Annotated in this window: 14 protein-coding genes; 5 read left to right on the top strand and 9 right to left on the bottom strand. The window is 65.3% G+C overall.

What is annotated here, in order from left to right; translation table 11 throughout:
- Positions 1 to 38 precede the first annotated feature (38 nt).
- Both ACQ4WQ_RS17620 and ACQ4WQ_RS17615 read left to right on the top strand, forming a co-directional pair.
- Positions 39 to 953 carry a LysR family transcriptional regulator gene (locus ACQ4WQ_RS17620; protein ID WP_436498788.1) on the top strand — a complete coding sequence of 305 codons (915 nt, stop codon included), beginning with the start codon at positions 39 to 41 and terminating at the stop codon, positions 951 to 953.
- 59 nt (positions 954 to 1,012) lie between these two features.
- On the top strand, positions 1,013 to 1,240 hold the full coding sequence (locus tag ACQ4WQ_RS17615) for a hypothetical protein (protein ID WP_326458080.1): 228 nt from the start codon (positions 1,013 to 1,015) through the stop codon (positions 1,238 to 1,240).
- A gap of 3 nt (positions 1,241 to 1,243) precedes the next feature.
- Here ACQ4WQ_RS17615 and ACQ4WQ_RS17610 read toward each other — a convergent pair whose 3' ends face one another.
- The 6 genes from ACQ4WQ_RS17610 to ACQ4WQ_RS17585 form a co-directional block, all read right to left on the bottom strand.
- Positions 1,244 to 1,555, bottom strand: a complete 312-nt coding sequence (locus tag ACQ4WQ_RS17610; RefSeq protein ID WP_070292118.1) for a chaperone modulator CbpM — start codon at positions 1,553 to 1,555, stop codon at positions 1,244 to 1,246.
- Between the two features lie 3 nt (positions 1,556 to 1,558).
- Positions 1,559 to 2,479 carry a DnaJ C-terminal domain-containing protein gene (locus ACQ4WQ_RS17605; RefSeq protein WP_436498786.1) on the bottom strand — a complete coding sequence of 307 codons (921 nt, stop codon included), beginning with the start codon at positions 2,477 to 2,479 and terminating at the stop codon, positions 1,559 to 1,561.
- 95 nt (positions 2,480 to 2,574) lie between these two features.
- Positions 2,575 to 3,255, bottom strand: coding sequence for a beta/gamma crystallin family protein (locus ACQ4WQ_RS17600; RefSeq protein ID WP_436498784.1), 681 nt, complete (start codon positions 3,253 to 3,255; stop codon positions 2,575 to 2,577).
- Positions 3,256 to 3,415: 160 nt separating this feature from the next.
- Positions 3,416 to 4,408 carry a beta/gamma crystallin family protein gene (locus ACQ4WQ_RS17595; RefSeq protein ID WP_436498782.1) on the bottom strand — a complete coding sequence of 331 codons (993 nt, stop codon included), beginning with the start codon at positions 4,406 to 4,408 and terminating at the stop codon, positions 3,416 to 3,418.
- A gap of 102 nt (positions 4,409 to 4,510) precedes the next feature.
- Positions 4,511 to 5,386 carry a beta/gamma crystallin family protein gene (locus ACQ4WQ_RS17590; protein WP_436498780.1) on the bottom strand — a complete coding sequence of 292 codons (876 nt, stop codon included), beginning with the start codon at positions 5,384 to 5,386 and terminating at the stop codon, positions 4,511 to 4,513.
- Between the two features lie 178 nt (positions 5,387 to 5,564).
- Positions 5,565 to 6,242, bottom strand: a complete 678-nt coding sequence (locus tag ACQ4WQ_RS17585) for a beta/gamma-crystallin (protein WP_436498778.1) — start codon at positions 6,240 to 6,242, stop codon at positions 5,565 to 5,567.
- A gap of 193 nt (positions 6,243 to 6,435) precedes the next feature.
- Between ACQ4WQ_RS17585 and ACQ4WQ_RS17580 the strand changes: the two genes are divergently transcribed.
- From ACQ4WQ_RS17580 to ACQ4WQ_RS17570, 3 genes are all read left to right on the top strand, one after another.
- Positions 6,436 to 7,830 carry an MATE family efflux transporter gene (locus ACQ4WQ_RS17580; RefSeq protein WP_436498776.1) on the top strand — a complete coding sequence of 465 codons (1,395 nt, stop codon included), beginning with the start codon at positions 6,436 to 6,438 and terminating at the stop codon, positions 7,828 to 7,830.
- 18 nt (positions 7,831 to 7,848) lie between these two features.
- On the top strand, positions 7,849 to 8,685 hold the full coding sequence (locus ACQ4WQ_RS17575) for a PhzF family phenazine biosynthesis protein (RefSeq protein ID WP_436498774.1): 837 nt from the start codon (positions 7,849 to 7,851) through the stop codon (positions 8,683 to 8,685).
- A gap of 190 nt (positions 8,686 to 8,875) precedes the next feature.
- Complete coding sequence (locus tag ACQ4WQ_RS17570; protein WP_436498772.1) at positions 8,876 to 11,083, top strand: S9 family peptidase; 2,208 nt, start codon at positions 8,876 to 8,878, stop codon at positions 11,081 to 11,083.
- Positions 11,084 to 11,155: 72 nt separating this feature from the next.
- Here the strand turns inward: ACQ4WQ_RS17570 and ACQ4WQ_RS17565 are convergent, their stop codons facing one another.
- From ACQ4WQ_RS17565 to ACQ4WQ_RS17555, 3 genes are all read right to left on the bottom strand, one after another.
- Positions 11,156 to 11,341: a CsbD family protein gene (locus ACQ4WQ_RS17565; protein ID WP_034759763.1), complete on the bottom strand. Its 186-nt coding sequence runs from the start codon at positions 11,339 to 11,341 to the stop codon at positions 11,156 to 11,158.
- Between the two features lie 174 nt (positions 11,342 to 11,515).
- Entirely contained in the window at positions 11,516 to 12,148 is a 633-nt protein-coding gene (locus ACQ4WQ_RS17560) for a class I SAM-dependent methyltransferase (protein WP_436498770.1), read from the bottom strand.
- A 67-nt stretch (positions 12,149 to 12,215) separates the two neighbouring features.
- On the bottom strand, positions 12,216 to 14,285 hold the full coding sequence (locus ACQ4WQ_RS17555) for a M13 family metallopeptidase (protein ID WP_436498768.1): 2,070 nt from the start codon (positions 14,283 to 14,285) through the stop codon (positions 12,216 to 12,218).
- Between the last annotated feature and the right edge of the window lie 142 nt (positions 14,286 to 14,427).

Raw genomic sequence — 14,427 nt, 5'->3', positions numbered from 1 at the left:
TAAATGATTAGCATCGAATTTTTAGATAGGGAATCATCATGAGAGAACCGGGCCAGCCTTCGCTCGACCAGTTGCGCGTGTTCGTCGCCGTCATCGACGCGGGCGGTTTCGCCCACGCGGCGCGCCAGCTGCACCGCACGCAGTCGGTGATCAGCTACACCATCGCCAACCTGGAAGAACAACTGAATGTGGTGCTGCTCGACCGCGGCAAGCGCAAGCCCACGCTGACGGACGCGGGCAAGGCCCTGCTGGCCGACGCGCGCGCCGTGGCCCTGAAGGTCGACGGCATGCGCGCACGCGCCAAGGCGCTGGCCGGCGGGCTGGAGGCGGAAGTGTCGGTGGTGGTCGACGTGATGTTCCCCACCTGCGTGCTGGTGCGCGTGCTCGAGGCGTTCCAGGCGCAGCTCCCCACCGTCGCCCTGCGCCTGCGCATCGAAGCCATGGGCGCCGTGGCGCAGCTGGTGATGGATGGCAGCTGCCACATCGGCCTCGGCGGCTGGATGACGGCCACGGCCAGCGTCTTCGAGCGCCTGGCCGTCGGCCACGTGCGCCTGATTCCCGTGGCCGCGCCCAGCCACGCGCTGGCGCAGCTGGCCGGCCCGATTGCCTCCGGCGTGGCGCGCGAACACGTGCAGCTGGTGCTCAGCGACCGCAGCGTGCTGACAGAAGGCCAGGATTTCGGCGTGCTGGGATTGCGCAACTGGCGCCTGGGCGACCTGGGGTCAAAACACGCGCTGCTGCGCGCGGGCCTGGGCTGGGGCAATATGCCCGAAGCGATGGTGCGCGAGGATCTGGCGGAGGGACGGCTGGTGCATCTGCCGCTGGCCGTCGACAATGGCGAGAATTATCCGATCTACCTGATCCAGCGCGCCGACACGCCGCCGGGCCAGGCGGGCAAGTGGCTGACCGAGCGCTTTGCGGAGCAGCTGCCGCTGCTGGAACAAGTCTTCTAGATGCGCGCGCGGACGGGTATCATGCGCGCATACATTGATCAGTATCAAAAGGAAACACCATGGCCGGCATCGACGACTTCGTCAACAAGCAAAAACCAGGCGCGCGCTTCGTCATCACGGCGCAGATGCTGCGCATGACGCCGCAGCAGTTCGACTCGCTGGCGCAGGAGTGGATGGAAGACGGCGGTCCCGGCTTCGACGTGGCAGGCATCCCGCATCGGGTCGTCGTCGATGGGCGGTTTTATATTGCCAGGCTCACCGTGGCACGCCACGGCGAGCCCGAATAAAAGCTACTCGACGCCCAGCACGTGCAGGCGGCGGCGCAGGCGCGCCACTTCTTCCGATAGATCGACCACCAGCGCGGCCAGGTCCGCGTTCGCGTCGAACACGGATTCGATTTCGTGCAGGCGGCGCGCGCGCACCAGGTCCAGGCTGGTGAAGCGCCAGGCCGTCAGCTGGCCCGCCGGCGGGCCGTCCTGCAGCAGCACGCCCGTCTGCACATGCTGCACCACCCAGTCCGGTTCCACCGCGCAGGCGCGCGCCAGTTCTTCCAGGCTCAGGGCACGATCTTCGAGCAATTCGCCAATTACCTTGTTTGTCATGATTTACCCTCCCAGCTTCTGGCGCGGATTGAAAGCCATCTCGCGCGCCATGGTTGCATACAGTTCGCGCGCCTTGTCATCGTTCGCCGGCGGCAGCACCACTTCCAGCAGCAGATACAGATCGCCCGGCTGGGCGGCGGGAATGCCGCGCCCCTTCAGGCGCAGCTTGCGCCCCGTCTGCGAATTGGGCGGCACCGTGACGGACACCGTGCCCGATGGCGTGGGCACGTCGATCTCGCCGCCCAGCGCAGCTTCCCACGGCGTGACGGGCACCGTCTCGAACACGTCGCGCCCTTCCACCTTGTAGCGCGCGTCGGGCCGGAAGCGGATTTCCAGGTACAAGTCGCCGGCGGGCGCGCCGCCGCTGCCAGGATTGCCCTGCCCCTTCATGCGCAGCTGCTGCCCTTCCGTGACGCCTTTCGGTATCGTCACTTCCAGGGTGCGCTCGCGCGTCACCACGTGGCCTTGCGCGTCCGCTTCGGGCACGCGCATGACGATGTGGCGCCTGGCGCCCTGGTAGCTGTCCTGCAGGTCGATGGTGATGGCGGCGTGGCTGTCTTCGCCCTGCATCTGGAAACTGCCGCCGGCGCGGCGGCGCCCGCCCACATGGGCGAACAGGTCGGCAAAGAAGTCGCTGTCGTCGGTGCCCGACGATTCGTAGCCCGAACCCCAGTCCGGCGGCGGCCGGAAGGGCTGGCCCTGCGCGCCCTGGTTACGGCCCAGTTCATCGTAGGCGGCGCGCTTTTCCGCGTCGCCCAGCACGCCGTAGGCCTCGTTGAGGGCCTTGGTGCGCTTGTCGGCGTCCGGCTCCTTGCTCACGTCGGGATGGTATTTGCGCACCAGCTTGCGGTACGCTTTCTTGATCTCGGCCTCGGACGCCGTCTTCTCGACGCCAAGCTCCTTGTAATAGTCCTTGTATTCCACCGTGCTTGCTCCCCATGGTTGAACTGCCCATGGGAAGAGTACACGAATTGGGCGCCGGACAGCGTCTGCACGATACAACGCCGCCCGGCGGCGCATCAGCGCACGCGGCGCACCGAGGAAATGCGGCGGTCGAGGCCACCGTGCAGGCGGCCGTAGCTGCCCGGTCCCATCACCACGCAGCGGCCGCGGAAGTTGGCATCGACGCAGAATTCCCAGCGGCCGTAATTGACGATGATCGATTCGGCGCGGTCGTTGAAGCCATAGCGGCTCAAGTCATGCACTTCGCGGTCCAGGCGCACGGGCCGGCCGCGCATGCCGGCATCGGGAAACAGCAGCACGGCGCCATTCGCGTCGGGACGGTGGCCGCCGCCGTGGCCGGGATACCCGGGATAGGGACGCTCCGGCTCGGGACGCGGCGGGCGCGGTGGATACGGGCGGTGATCGCCGCCGCCATGGCCCGGACGGCCCACTTCGCGCACGGAGGAAACGGCGTCGTTCATGCCAGGCATGCTGTCGTAGCGGCCAGGCTGCAGCACGCGGCAGTTGCCACGGTAATTGGCGTCCTTGCACACTTCCCAGGTACCCGAGCGCACGATGATGCTCGAGGTCTTGTCATTAAATCCCATACGCGACAGGTCGCCCGTGTCGGAACGCAGGGTGACAGGACGGCCGCGGAAGCCGGCGTCCTCGAACAGCGTGATTTCGCCCGCCGATGCGGCGAGCGGGGCAAGGAAGGTGGCGGCGCACAACAGCGCGGGCCGGAAAGATCGAACCATGACAACTCCAATACTGATGACATTTTCGCCAGTGTAGACCAGGCGGCAGGCGGCGAGTGTAACAAAGGGCAAGCAAATGTCAGCGCACGGCAGCGAATGTAAAAACCGCCTGGCGGGATCAACCCGGCAGGCGGTCTGTCAGCACGACGTCAGGACGGGATCAGCGCACGCGGCGCAGCGAGGAAATCTGGTTTTCCATGCTGTTCAGGCGGCCATATTCGCCCGGCCCGATCACTTCGCAGCGGCCATGGAAGTTCGAATCGCTGCACACTTCCCACTGGCCCTCGTTGACGACGATGGACGAGGCGCGGTCGTTGAAGTTGTAGCGCACCAGGTCTTCCGCATTGCGGTCCAGCGCCAGCGGCTCGCCGCGCATGCCCGCTTCGGGGAACAGCAGGACGGCGCCGCGCTGCTGGTACTGCGGCTGCTGGTATTGCGGATACTGCGGCTGGTCGTACTGCGGCCGCTGGTACTGATTATCGTACTGCTGCTGGCGGCGCGCCTCGCGCTCGTCGACCATGCGCGCCGACGAGACGCGTCCATCGAGGCCGCGTCCGAGGTCGTCGTGACGGCCGGGGCCGAAGATGCGGCACACGCCGTTGTAGTTCGAATCGCTGCACAGCTGCCAGTAGCCGTTATAAACGACGATGCTGGTGGTGCGGTCATTGAAACCGATATTGACGAAATCGTCCGTATCGCGGTTCAGGCGCGCCGAGCCGCCATTCTGGCCGGCGCCCGAATATACTTCCAGGGCGCCGCCACGGCCATAGCCGCCATGGCCCCGGTCGGGATCGCGTCCCGGGCGTCCCGGATTGTTGCCATCGCCGCGCCCCGATTCGCGCACCGAGCTGATGGCGTCGTTCATGCCCGGCATCGAGCGGTATTCGCCCGGCCCCAGGGTGCGGCAATTGCCGCGGAAACCGGCGTCGGTACACACGTCCCAGGTGCCCGAACGCACCAGGATGCTCGATACCTTGTCGTTGAAGCCAAAGCGCGACAGATCGTCCGTCGTTTCTCGCAGGTTCACCGCGCGGCCGCGCAGATCAACGTCTTCGAACAAGGTGATATCGCCCGCGTGGGCGGCCGCATGGGTCCCCAGCGAAAGCAGCAAGGTCGCCGCGCATGCCAGCGCGTGTTTGAAAGGGCCCGTCATGATTAACTCCATTCTTCATTCTTTGGTGATGATACGCCTGGCGGTTGCGCCAGGATGCTAGTGTAACAAATACAAGGCCACGCGGAAGGCCCGATCACGCGTTCAGTACAGGCGGCGCAGCGAGGAAATACGCTTGTCGAACGTCGTGTTCAGCACTTCATACTTGCCCGGCCCCATGCGCTCGCAGCTGCCGTTGAACTGCGAATCCGTGCAGACTTCCCAGGTGCCTTCGTTGATGGCCATGGAGGCGGCCTGGTCGTTGAAGTTCAGGCGCACCAGGTCGCTGACGTCGCGGTTCACCTGCAGCCCGGGTCCCTTCAGGAACGCGCGGCCGTACAGCACCACCAGTCCCTCGTTATTTTGCGGACGGTTCTCCTCGCGCGGATCGACCAGGCGCGCCGACGACACGCGTCCATTCAGGCTGCCCAGATCATCATGGCGGCCAGGCCCGAACACGCGGCAGCTGCCACGGTAGTTGGAATCGCTGCACAGCTGCCAGTAGCCGTACTCGACGCGCGCGCTGCTGGCGCGGTCGTTGAAGCTGATGTCGACCAGGTCGTCGCGGTCCGAGTTCACGCCGGCCGACGCGCCGCGCTGGCCGCCGTCGGCGAACAGCTCCAGCGCCGCGCGGCGCCCACCGCCGCTGCCGCCGCTCCCCTGCCCCGTGCCGACTTCGCGCACGGACGAAATTTTATCGTTCATGCCCGGCATCGAGCGGTAGTCGCCCCGTTCCAGCGTCTTGCAATCGCCCTTGAAATCGGCATGCGTGCACACTTCCCAGCTGCCCGAATCGACCTGGATGCTCGAGACGGTGTCATTGAAATTGACGCGCGACAAGTCGTCCGTCGTATCGCGCAAGACGACCACGCGCCCCTTGAAATTGTCGTCGGTGTACAGGCGGATCTCGCCGGCCTGCGCCGCGAGGTGGACAAACAGCGAACTGGCACACAGCAAAGCAAAGGCGAGCGGGCGATTCATGGGACGGTCTCCGGTGGCGGCAAAAGCAAGTGATCGACATGACAACTGATGTCAGTGTAGCCATCCACAGAAAAAACGGTGTAACAAAGTATGGGAAAAGCACAATAAATTGTTACCAAAAGCAATAACCGGCCCCGCAGGAGCCGGTTATTGCCACTTGGCTGCTACCTGCCCCGCGTCAGCGCACTTCGCGCACCGACGAGATGCGGTTGCTCATGCGCTCCAGGCTCGCGTACTCGCCCGGCGCCAAGGTGCGGCAGCGGCCACGGAAGCCCACGTCTTCGCACACTTCCCAATAACCGGAGCGCACGCGCACGCTTTGCACCGTGTCGTTGAAGTCGCGCTCGCGCAAGTCGGCGGAAGCATTGCTCACGCTCAAGCTGCGGCCGGCGAAATCGTCGCGCGTATAAAAGGTCAGTTCGCCGCCCAGCGAGCGTCCCGGCAAATGGCCGCGCTCGCGGTCACGGTCACGGCGGCCGTCCCAGTCGCGTCCCCGGTCACGCTCACCGTCACGGTCGCGGCCCCGATGGCCGTCCCAGCCGCCGCGTACTTCGCGCAGCGATGTGATCTTGTTGGCCTGGCCGTCCAGCGACGGATACTCGCCCGTTTCGAGCAGGTAGCAGGCGCCGCGGAAATCGGCGTCCTCGCACGCTTCCCAGCGGCCCGAGCGCACGCGGATGCTCTGCGTCGTATCGTTGAAACGCAGGTCTTCAAGGTCGGCGACGGCGTCGCGCACGGTCTGCGAGCGGCCGTGATAATCGTCGCGCGAATACAGGGTCAGTTCGCCGGCGCCGGCCAGTTCGGCCGTCATGGAGGCGCCCAGCAACAGGGCGCAGTTCAGGGTGTGTTTCAGCATGGTCTTGCTCCATAGTCAGAGTACTGCGGTTGACTATTTGGTCATTTTTGCCAAATAGAGCGCGCAGTCTATCCGCGACTGGCCCACTTAGCTGTAACAAATGATTACCGTGCCGGGCCGGCCCCCGGGGCGCCGCGTCGGACAAGCACGGCGAATGCCGGTAGAATCTTGTGTTTAGTCAAGCTTGCCGCCCATGCCACACACTACCTCGTTCACCCTGCCCGCCATCCGCAATGAAGTCTCGTCGCTGTGGAAGCTGGCCTGGCCCATCCTGATCGGCCAGCTGGCCACCGTCGGCATGGGCGCGGCCGACGTGGCGATGACGGGGCATACGAATCCCGAGGAACTGGCGGCCGTATCGCTGGGCGCGGCCATCTGGTCCATCGTGCTCGTCACCGTGAGCGGCATCATGATGGCGATCAATACCCTGGTGGCGCATGAAATCGGCGCCGCGCGCCACGACCGGGTGCCGCACATCGTGCGCCAGTCGCTGTGGAAGGCACTGCTCGTCGGCCTGGTGGCTTGCCTGCTGACGAACATGGCGGCGCTGGTGTTCGACCACCTGATGCTCGAACCCGCCGTGGCATCCAAGGCCAAGCTGTTCGTGCACATCATCAGCTGCGCGCTGCCGCCGTTCGCCGCCTACCGCGCGCTGTACGGCTACAGCACCAGCATCAACCAGACCAAGCCCGTGATGGTGATCGCGCTGGCCGCGCTGGCGCTGAATATTTTCGTCAACTACCTGCTGATCTACGGCCACTGGGGCATGCCGAAACTGGGCGGCGTGGGCTGCGCCGTGGCCACCACCTGCTGCGTGTGGATGATGCTGCTGGCCATGCTGGCGTGGATCCGGATCGCGCCCGCCTATCACGCCACGTATCCGTTCACGCACTGGGAATGGCCGCAACTGTCGTCGATCGGTCCCATGCTGCGCCTGGGCCTGCCCATCGGCGTGACCTACTTTGCCGAGGTGAGCGCCTTTGGCGTCATCAGCCTGCTGGTGGCGCGCTTCGGCGTGATCCAGGTGTCGGCGCACCAGATCGCCCTCAATTTCTCGTCCGTCGTCTTCATGGTGCCGCTCACCTTCGGCATCGCGCTGGTCACGCGCGTGGGCCACGCCGTGGGCGAAGCCAATCTGCGCAAGGCCCGCTTCATTTCGTGGGTGGGCGTGGCCATGTCGCTGACGGCGGCCATCGTCTCGGCCGCCGTCATCACCATCTTCCGCCACCAGATTGCGCAAGCCTACACGTCCGACCCGCAGGTGCAGGAACTGTGCGCGCAGCTGCTGCTGTTCGCCGCCCTGTTCCAGCTGTCCGACGCCACGCAGGTGGCCACTTCCTGCGCCATCCGCGGCTACAAGGTGACGCGCCAGCCGATGCTGATCCAGCTGCTGGCCTTCTGGGGCTTCTCGCTGCCGATCGGCTATGTGCTGGGCCTGGCGCCGCAAGGCTTCATCTGGTCGCCGGCCGAACCGATGGCCGCCGCCGGTTTCTGGATCGGCCTCGTCACGGGCTTGACGGTGGCCGCCGTGCTGCTGACCTGGTATCTGAACCGTTTGTCGCTGCAGCGCCTGCGCGCAGCCCGATAAGCCAACAAGGAAGCCGCCATGCAACAACGCCCCTTCAGGCAAGTCGATGTCTTCAGCAGCGTGCCGTTCCTCGGCAATCCGCTGGCCGTGGTGCTGGACGCGAATGGCCTCGATGCGGCGCAGATGCAGGCCATCGCGCGCTGGACGGGCCTGTCGGAAACCACCTTCGTGCTGGCGCCGCGCGACCCGGCAGCCGATTACCGCGTGCGGATCTTTTCGCCCGAGATGGAATTCCCGTTCGCCGGCCACCCGACCCTAGGTACGGCGCACGCCCTGCTCGATGCGGGCATGCAGCCCAAGGGGGCGCGCATCGTGCAGGAATGCGGCGTCGGCCTGGTGCAGATAGAACGCGGCGCCGGCGGCGTGCTGGCATTCCAGGCGCCGCCCTGCACCACGCGCACGCTGGCCCCGGATCTGCTGCCGCTGCTGCAAACAGGGCTGGGGGGCGCGGCGACCGCTGGCGCCACCGTCGCCGACATGGGCATCCGCTGGCTGTGCGTGCCGCTGGCAAGCGCCGCCACCTGCCTGGCCGTGCGCGCCGACATCGCCGCGCTGACGCCATTGCTGGCCGCCGCCGGCGCCGACGGCCTGGCGCTGTATGGCCCGCACGCCGCCGGCGGGCCGGCCGACTACGAAGTGCGCGCGCTGCTCAGCGAACACGGCGCGCTGGTGGAAGACCCCGTCACGGGCAGCGCCAATGCCTGCATCGCGCAGCTGCTGGCGGGCGCCGACTACACGGTGCGCCAGGGTACCTGCCTGCAGCGCGACGGCCGCGTGTCCGTGACTTTCCGCGCCGGCCACGCCTGGATAGGCGGCGCATGCCTGACCGTGATCGCAGGCACGATATTGGCCTGAACGGGGCAAAGCGCCATGGAATGGGCGGCTGCTGGACATTTTTGACGAAGGAAATACGGCCATGAACGGTTTATTCCGTGGCCGGCGCTATCGCATAAACAGGCACGCTCTGGTATCGTCTTACGCTTAGGCAACGCTCAAGCTCGCCTGTACATGCAGTGCCCTTCTTCTTCCAACTACCGAGACATCCATGCGTTTTATTCTTTGTTTTCTGGCCGCGATGGCCAGCGTTCCCGCATCGGCTGAAAAGCTGACCCTGGAACGCATCCACGCCGATCCGGCGCTGGCCGGCCCCGGCGTGCGCAACCTGAAGGTCTCGCCCGACGGCGAGCGCGTCACGTTCCTGCGCGGCCGCGCCGACAACCAGTTCCAGCTCGACCTGTGGGAATTCAAGCTGAAGGACAAGAGCACGCACCGCCTGGTCGACTCCAAGGCGCTGGTGCCGAATGAAACGATTTCGCCCGAAGAGCAGGCGCGCCGCGAACGCGAGCGCACGGCCAGCCTGAACGGCATTCTCAGCTACAGCTGGTCGCCGGACGGCAAGCAGCTGCTGGTGCCGCTGGCGGGCAATCTGTACCTGGTCGATGCAGCCCACCCGGACAAGGCACGCCTGGTCGCCAAGGGCAATGTGCTCGATCCGAAAATCTCGCCGAAAGGCCGCTACGTATCGTTCGTGCGCGACCAGAACATCCATGTGATCGACCTCAAGACGGACAAGGAACGCCAGCTGACCACCGACGGCAAGGGCACGATCCGCAACGGCGAAGCCGAATTCGTGGCGCAGGAAGAAATGGGCCAGCGCACCGGCTACTACTGGGCACCCGACGATTCCGCCATCGCCTATAAACGCTATGACGAAGCGCCCGTGCCCGTCGTGCGCCGCTTTGAAATCTTCGCCGACCGCACCGATGTCGTGGAACAGCGCTACCCGGCCGCGGGCGACCCGAACGTGCTGGTGCAACTGCTGATCGTCTCGCCGGAAACGGGCGCGCAGCGCCAGGTGGACCTGGGCACGAACCCGGACATCTACCTGGTGCGCGCCGACTGGAGCGCGGACAGCAAGTCGCTCGTCTACCAGCGCCAGTCGCGCGACCAGAAGACGCTCGACCTGGTCGCCGTCGACGCGGCCACCCTGGCGCAGCGCACCTTGCTGACGGAAACGTCCAAGACCTGGGTCAGCATCCATGACGACCTGCGCTTCCTGTCGAACGGCACCTTCCTGTGGTCGTCCGAGCGCACGGGCCGCAACCATCTGTACCTGTACGACATGAGCGGCAAGCTGCTGCACCCCGTCACGTCCGGCGAGTGGGGCATCGACAGCGTGCTGGCCGTGAACCAGAAAACCGGTAAAGTGTTCGTGTCGTCGAACCGCGACGCCGTGATCGACAAGCAGACCTACGCCCTGGCCCTCGACGGCAGCACGGCCGACAAGCCGCAGCGCGTGACGAAAGCGGATGGCTGGCACGACACGACGTTCTCGCGCAATGGCGAAGTCTTCGTCGACACGTATTCCGACCCGGCCACGCCGCCGCAAGTGAGCATCCGCCGCCCGGACGGCGCCATGGTGGGCTGGCTGGAAGAAAATGCGCTCAACGCCAGCCATCCCTACTTCAAGTACAAGGCCGACCACCTGCCGACGGAGTACGGCACCCTGAAGGCCAACGATGGCCAGACCTTGCACTACTCGCTGGTGAAACCGTCGAACTTCGACGCGGGCAAGCGCTATCCCGTCTACCTGTCGACGTACGGCGGCCCGCACTCGCAGCACGTGGCGCGCCGCTGGGGCAACAACTTCGACCAGTACATGGCGCAGCAGGGTTTTGTCGTCTTCCGCCTCGATAACCGGGGCTCGTCGCGCCGCGAGCGCGCCTTCACGGACGCCATCTATCACAACCTGGGCGCGGCCGAAGTGGCCGACCAGCTGGTGGGCATAGCCTGGCTGGGCAAGCAAAGCTTCGTCGATCCTAAACGCATCGGCGTGTTCGGCTGGAGCTACGGCGGTTTCATGACCCTGCGTTTGCTGTCGGCGGCATCGGACAAGATCGCCATGGGCGTGTCGGTGGCGCCCGTGACCGACTGGTCGCTGTACGACACCCATTACACGGAGCAATTCCTCGGCATGCCGAAGGAAAACGTGGACGGCTACAAGGCCAGCACCGTGTTCGCCCACCTCGACGGCCTGAAGTCGCCGCTGCTGCTGGTGCATGGCATGGCCGACGACAACGTCTTGTTCAGCAACAGCACGCGACTGATCGACGCGCTGGTCAACCGCGGCGTGCAGTTCGACCTGATGACATATCCGGGCGCCAAGCACGGCATCTCGTCGCGCGCGGGCCAGCGCCACGTGTACAAGAAAATCGAGCTGTTCTTCAAGCAAAACCTGGGCGTAGCGAAGTAAAGCGCGCCCACAAATAAAAACCGCCGCCTGTCTCGCGACAGGCGGCGGTTTTTTTATTGAGCGTACGTCAGCTTAAGGTTTGCGCGTAACGGTCTCGACCGCATCCTTGACGTCGCCGACCTTCTTCTGCACTTTGCCTTCGACCTGGTTTGCCAGGCCCTTGGCTTGCTGTTCTTCGCTGCCGACGACTTTGCCAGCGGCTTCCTGGATTTTACCGCCGACTTCCTTCAGTTTACCTTCGACTTGATCTTTGTTCATGATGGATCCTCACTGTAGTTGGTACATCTGTTGTCCAGCCCCAAAGGACCGGTACTGCGGCTCACACGCTGTTGCAACTGCTTGCTGCGTGTCGATGTATCCATAGTACGCCCGAGGCCGCAAAAACTATGTACGGTTCCTAACACATGCCCAAATTCATACAAAATGCATCCATCAGGCTGGCTTGCGCCACACGGTGGCCAGCCACGGCTGCTGTTCGCGCGGCAAGCCCGGTGGACGGTAGTACTGCTCGACGAGGGTAAAACCGGCCGCCTGCACGTACGCGGCCCAGCTCGCTTCGTCGTGGTAGCTGCCGTAGCGCGCGCCATTCCAGCCTTCCTGGTTCTGCCCGCGCGGATTCGAGCTGAACAGCACGCCGCCCGGTTTCAGGCACGCGTACAAAGCGCGCAGCACGCCGGGCAAGGCGGCGCTGGGCACGTGGAACAACACGGCATTGGCGAACACGCCGTCGAAGTGCGCAGCCGGCAGGTCGAGGTCGACGAAATCCTGCTGCCACACGGTGCAGCCGCTGTAGGCGCGCGCCATCTCGACGAAACGGGGGCAGCCATCGACGCCCGTCGCGTGGTGGCCCAGGGCCGTGAACGCCTTCAGGTCGCGGCCGGGGCCGCAGCCCAGGTCGAGGATGGCCAGCGGCGCCGGCTTGCCGATGGCGTTCAGCAGCGCGCCGATATTCTGGCTGACGTCGTGGTCGCGCGTGCCTTCGAAAAACTGCTCGGCGCTGGCGTCGTAATGGGCCAGGGTGCGGCCCGTGATGGCGTGGATGGGATCTTGCGGGGTTGGCTTCATGGCGCTCCAATCTGTAATCACGCCATTTTACGGTGCCGGCGCGCTGCGCGTCCGGCACCGTCAATGACTACCAGACGCGCACGCGCTGTTCCGGTGCCAGGTACAGCTGCTGCCCCGGCTGGACGTCGAAGGCCGGATACCAGGCGTCGAGGTTGCGCACGGTGGCGGCGCGGTATTGCGCCGGCGCATGGCCATCCGTGAGGATTTGCTGGCGCGCCGCCGCTTCGCGCGCCTTGCTGCGCCAGCTGACGCCATAGCCGATGAAGAATTCGCGGTCCGCCGCGGGCTGCGCCGGCTTGCCCTGCTGCGACAGGGTGAACGCGTCATGCGCGGCCGCCACGCCGGCCAGGTCGGCCAGGTTTTCGCTCAGGGTCAGCTGGCCATTCACGGCCAGGTCGGGGAACGGTTTGTAGGCCGCGAACTGTTCCACCAATTGCTTGGATGCCGCCTGGAAATGCGCCAGGTCGGCCGGCGTCCACCAGTCGCGCAGCTTGCCCTGGGCGTCGAACTGGGCGCCCTGGTCGTCGAAGCTATGGCTGATCTCATGGCCGATGGTGGCGCCGATGCCGCCATAGTTGGCCGCATCGGATGCTTGCGGGTCAAAGAATGGCGGCTGCAGGATGGCGGCGGGAAAATTGAGCGCATTTTGCAGCGGCAGGTTGACGGCGTTGACCAGCTGCGCCGGCATGGCCCAGGCCTTGCGGTCGGGCGACTGACCCAGCTTGGCCAGTTCCTGCCGGTAATGAAACTGTTCCGCCCGCTGCACATTGCCCAGCGCATCGCCGCGCACCACGCGCAAGCCCGCATAGTTTTCCCAGCGTTCCGGGTAGCCCACGCCCACATACAGGGTCTTGAGTTTTTCCTGCGCCTGCGCCTTGGTGGCCGGCGCCATCCAGTCCAGCTTGTCGATGCGGCGCGAGAAGGCGGCGACGATATTCGTCACCATGTCTTGCACGCGGGCTTTCGATTCAGGCGGGAAATAGCGTTCCACGTACAGCTTGCCGACGGCGTCGCTGAGGGCCGCATTCGTCGCGGCCAGCGCCCGCTTGCTGCGCAGCGACTGCTGCGGCGTACCGCTCAGGACGCTGCCATAGAAGGCGAAGCGCTGGTCGGCGGCCGCCTTCGGCAAGATGGTGCTGAAATGGTTGATCGCGTGGAAGGCGAGGAAATCTTTCCAGGTGGTCAGCGGCACGCTTGCCACCAGGGCGGCGCTGCCCGTCATGGCCGTCGGATGCCAGACGATGAAATCCGTCTGCTGGCCCAGCCCTGCCGCCTGGAAGAACACTTTCCAGTCGAGCCCCGGCGCCTTGCTGGCGAAGTCGGCGGCGCGCCAGGCGTTGTTGCCCTTGGCCACATCGGCCGAATCCTCGCGGCTGGCGTGACTGGCGGCAATTTGCTGTTCCAGCGCAAACACGCGCGCGGCGCGGGCCGGCGCATCGCGGTAGCCGGCCTGCTGGAGCATGGCGGCGATATGCGCCTGGTAGCCCGCGCGCAAGCCCTGCATGCGCGCGCTGTCGCTCTGATAGAACGCGCGGTCGGGCAAGCCCAGTCCGCCCTGCAGCAGGTAGGCCACATTGCGCGTGGTGTCGTTCAAGTCTTGCGCCACCCACAGGCCGAACAGGTTTTCCGTATAAAAATTGGTGGAATTGAGCGGATCGACGTCGGCGCGCAGGCTCTCGCCCAGCGCGCGGGCCAGCCCCGCCCGGTCGCGTATGCCATCGATCTTCTTGAGCAGCGGCTTGATCGGCGCCCAGCCTTTCGCTTCGATAGCCGCTTCATCCATCCAGGAGCGGTAAAAATCGCTGACCTGGCGCGCCGATGCATCGGCCTGTGGCGCCGCCGCCAGACCTTCGACAAGGCCGATGATGCGCTCGTTGGTGGCGTTGGCGAGGATGGCGAACGAGCCCCAGCTGCTGCGGTCGGCGGGAATCTCCGTGCTGCGCAGCCAGTCGCCATTCACGTAATCGTAGAAGTCGTCGCCGGGCAAGGCCTTCGCGGCAGCGGGGACGCCGGCGCTGGCGGCCGCTTGCTGGCCATGCGCCTGGGCAGGCAAACCGGTCAGCGAGACGCCGGCCAGGGCGAGGATGATGGCAGCCTGGACTGGCGTCCGGGACCAGGAAAAACGCAAACCGTGCATGGCGATCCTTTCGATGTAATAGCCAAAATCATACCCTGAAAACCCTGCCTTTTTAGGTGAAAAACCGTCCCCTAACTTTTTTGCATGCGGACAAAAAAATCGGCATATAGTTGCACGAGTGCACGCCGTACCGCGCGAACGC

It is taken from the genome of Janthinobacterium goodfellowi, from assembly GCF_051380695.1.
Taxonomy (GTDB): Bacteria; Pseudomonadota; Gammaproteobacteria; order Burkholderiales; family Burkholderiaceae_D; genus Janthinobacterium.
This window is presented reverse-complemented; position numbering and strand designations above follow the sequence as displayed.

What these genes read in the sequence shown, in the direction of transcription:
- ACQ4WQ_RS17620 (WP_436498788.1), top strand. Translation starts at nt 39, where the DNA reads ATGAGAGAACCGGGCCAGCCTTCGCTCGACCAGTTGCGCGTGTTCGTC.
- ACQ4WQ_RS17615 (WP_326458080.1), top strand. Translation starts at nt 1,013, where the DNA reads ATGGCCGGCATCGACGACTTCGTCAACAAGCAAAAACCAGGCGCGCGC.
- ACQ4WQ_RS17610 (WP_070292118.1), bottom strand. Translation starts at nt 1,555, where the DNA reads ATGACAAACAAGGTAATTGGCGAATTGCTCGAAGATCGTGCCCTGAGC.
- ACQ4WQ_RS17600 (WP_436498784.1), bottom strand. Translation starts at nt 3,255, where the DNA reads ATGGTTCGATCTTTCCGGCCCGCGCTGTTGTGCGCCGCCACCTTCCTT.
- ACQ4WQ_RS17595 (WP_436498782.1), bottom strand. Translation starts at nt 4,408, where the DNA reads ATGACGGGCCCTTTCAAACACGCGCTGGCATGCGCGGCGACCTTGCTG.
- ACQ4WQ_RS17590 (WP_436498780.1), bottom strand. Translation starts at nt 5,386, where the DNA reads ATGAATCGCCCGCTCGCCTTTGCTTTGCTGTGTGCCAGTTCGCTGTTT.
- ACQ4WQ_RS17585 (WP_436498778.1), bottom strand. Translation starts at nt 6,242, where the DNA reads ATGCTGAAACACACCCTGAACTGCGCCCTGTTGCTGGGCGCCTCCATG.
- ACQ4WQ_RS17580 (WP_436498776.1), top strand. Translation starts at nt 6,436, where the DNA reads ATGCCACACACTACCTCGTTCACCCTGCCCGCCATCCGCAATGAAGTC.
- ACQ4WQ_RS17575 (WP_436498774.1), top strand. Translation starts at nt 7,849, where the DNA reads ATGCAACAACGCCCCTTCAGGCAAGTCGATGTCTTCAGCAGCGTGCCG.
- ACQ4WQ_RS17570 (WP_436498772.1), top strand. Translation starts at nt 8,876, where the DNA reads ATGCGTTTTATTCTTTGTTTTCTGGCCGCGATGGCCAGCGTTCCCGCA.
- ACQ4WQ_RS17565 (WP_034759763.1), bottom strand. Translation starts at nt 11,341, where the DNA reads ATGAACAAAGATCAAGTCGAAGGTAAACTGAAGGAAGTCGGCGGTAAA.
- ACQ4WQ_RS17560 (WP_436498770.1), bottom strand. Translation starts at nt 12,148, where the DNA reads ATGAAGCCAACCCCGCAAGATCCCATCCACGCCATCACGGGCCGCACC.
- ACQ4WQ_RS17555 (WP_436498768.1), bottom strand. Translation starts at nt 14,285, where the DNA reads ATGCACGGTTTGCGTTTTTCCTGGTCCCGGACGCCAGTCCAGGCTGCC.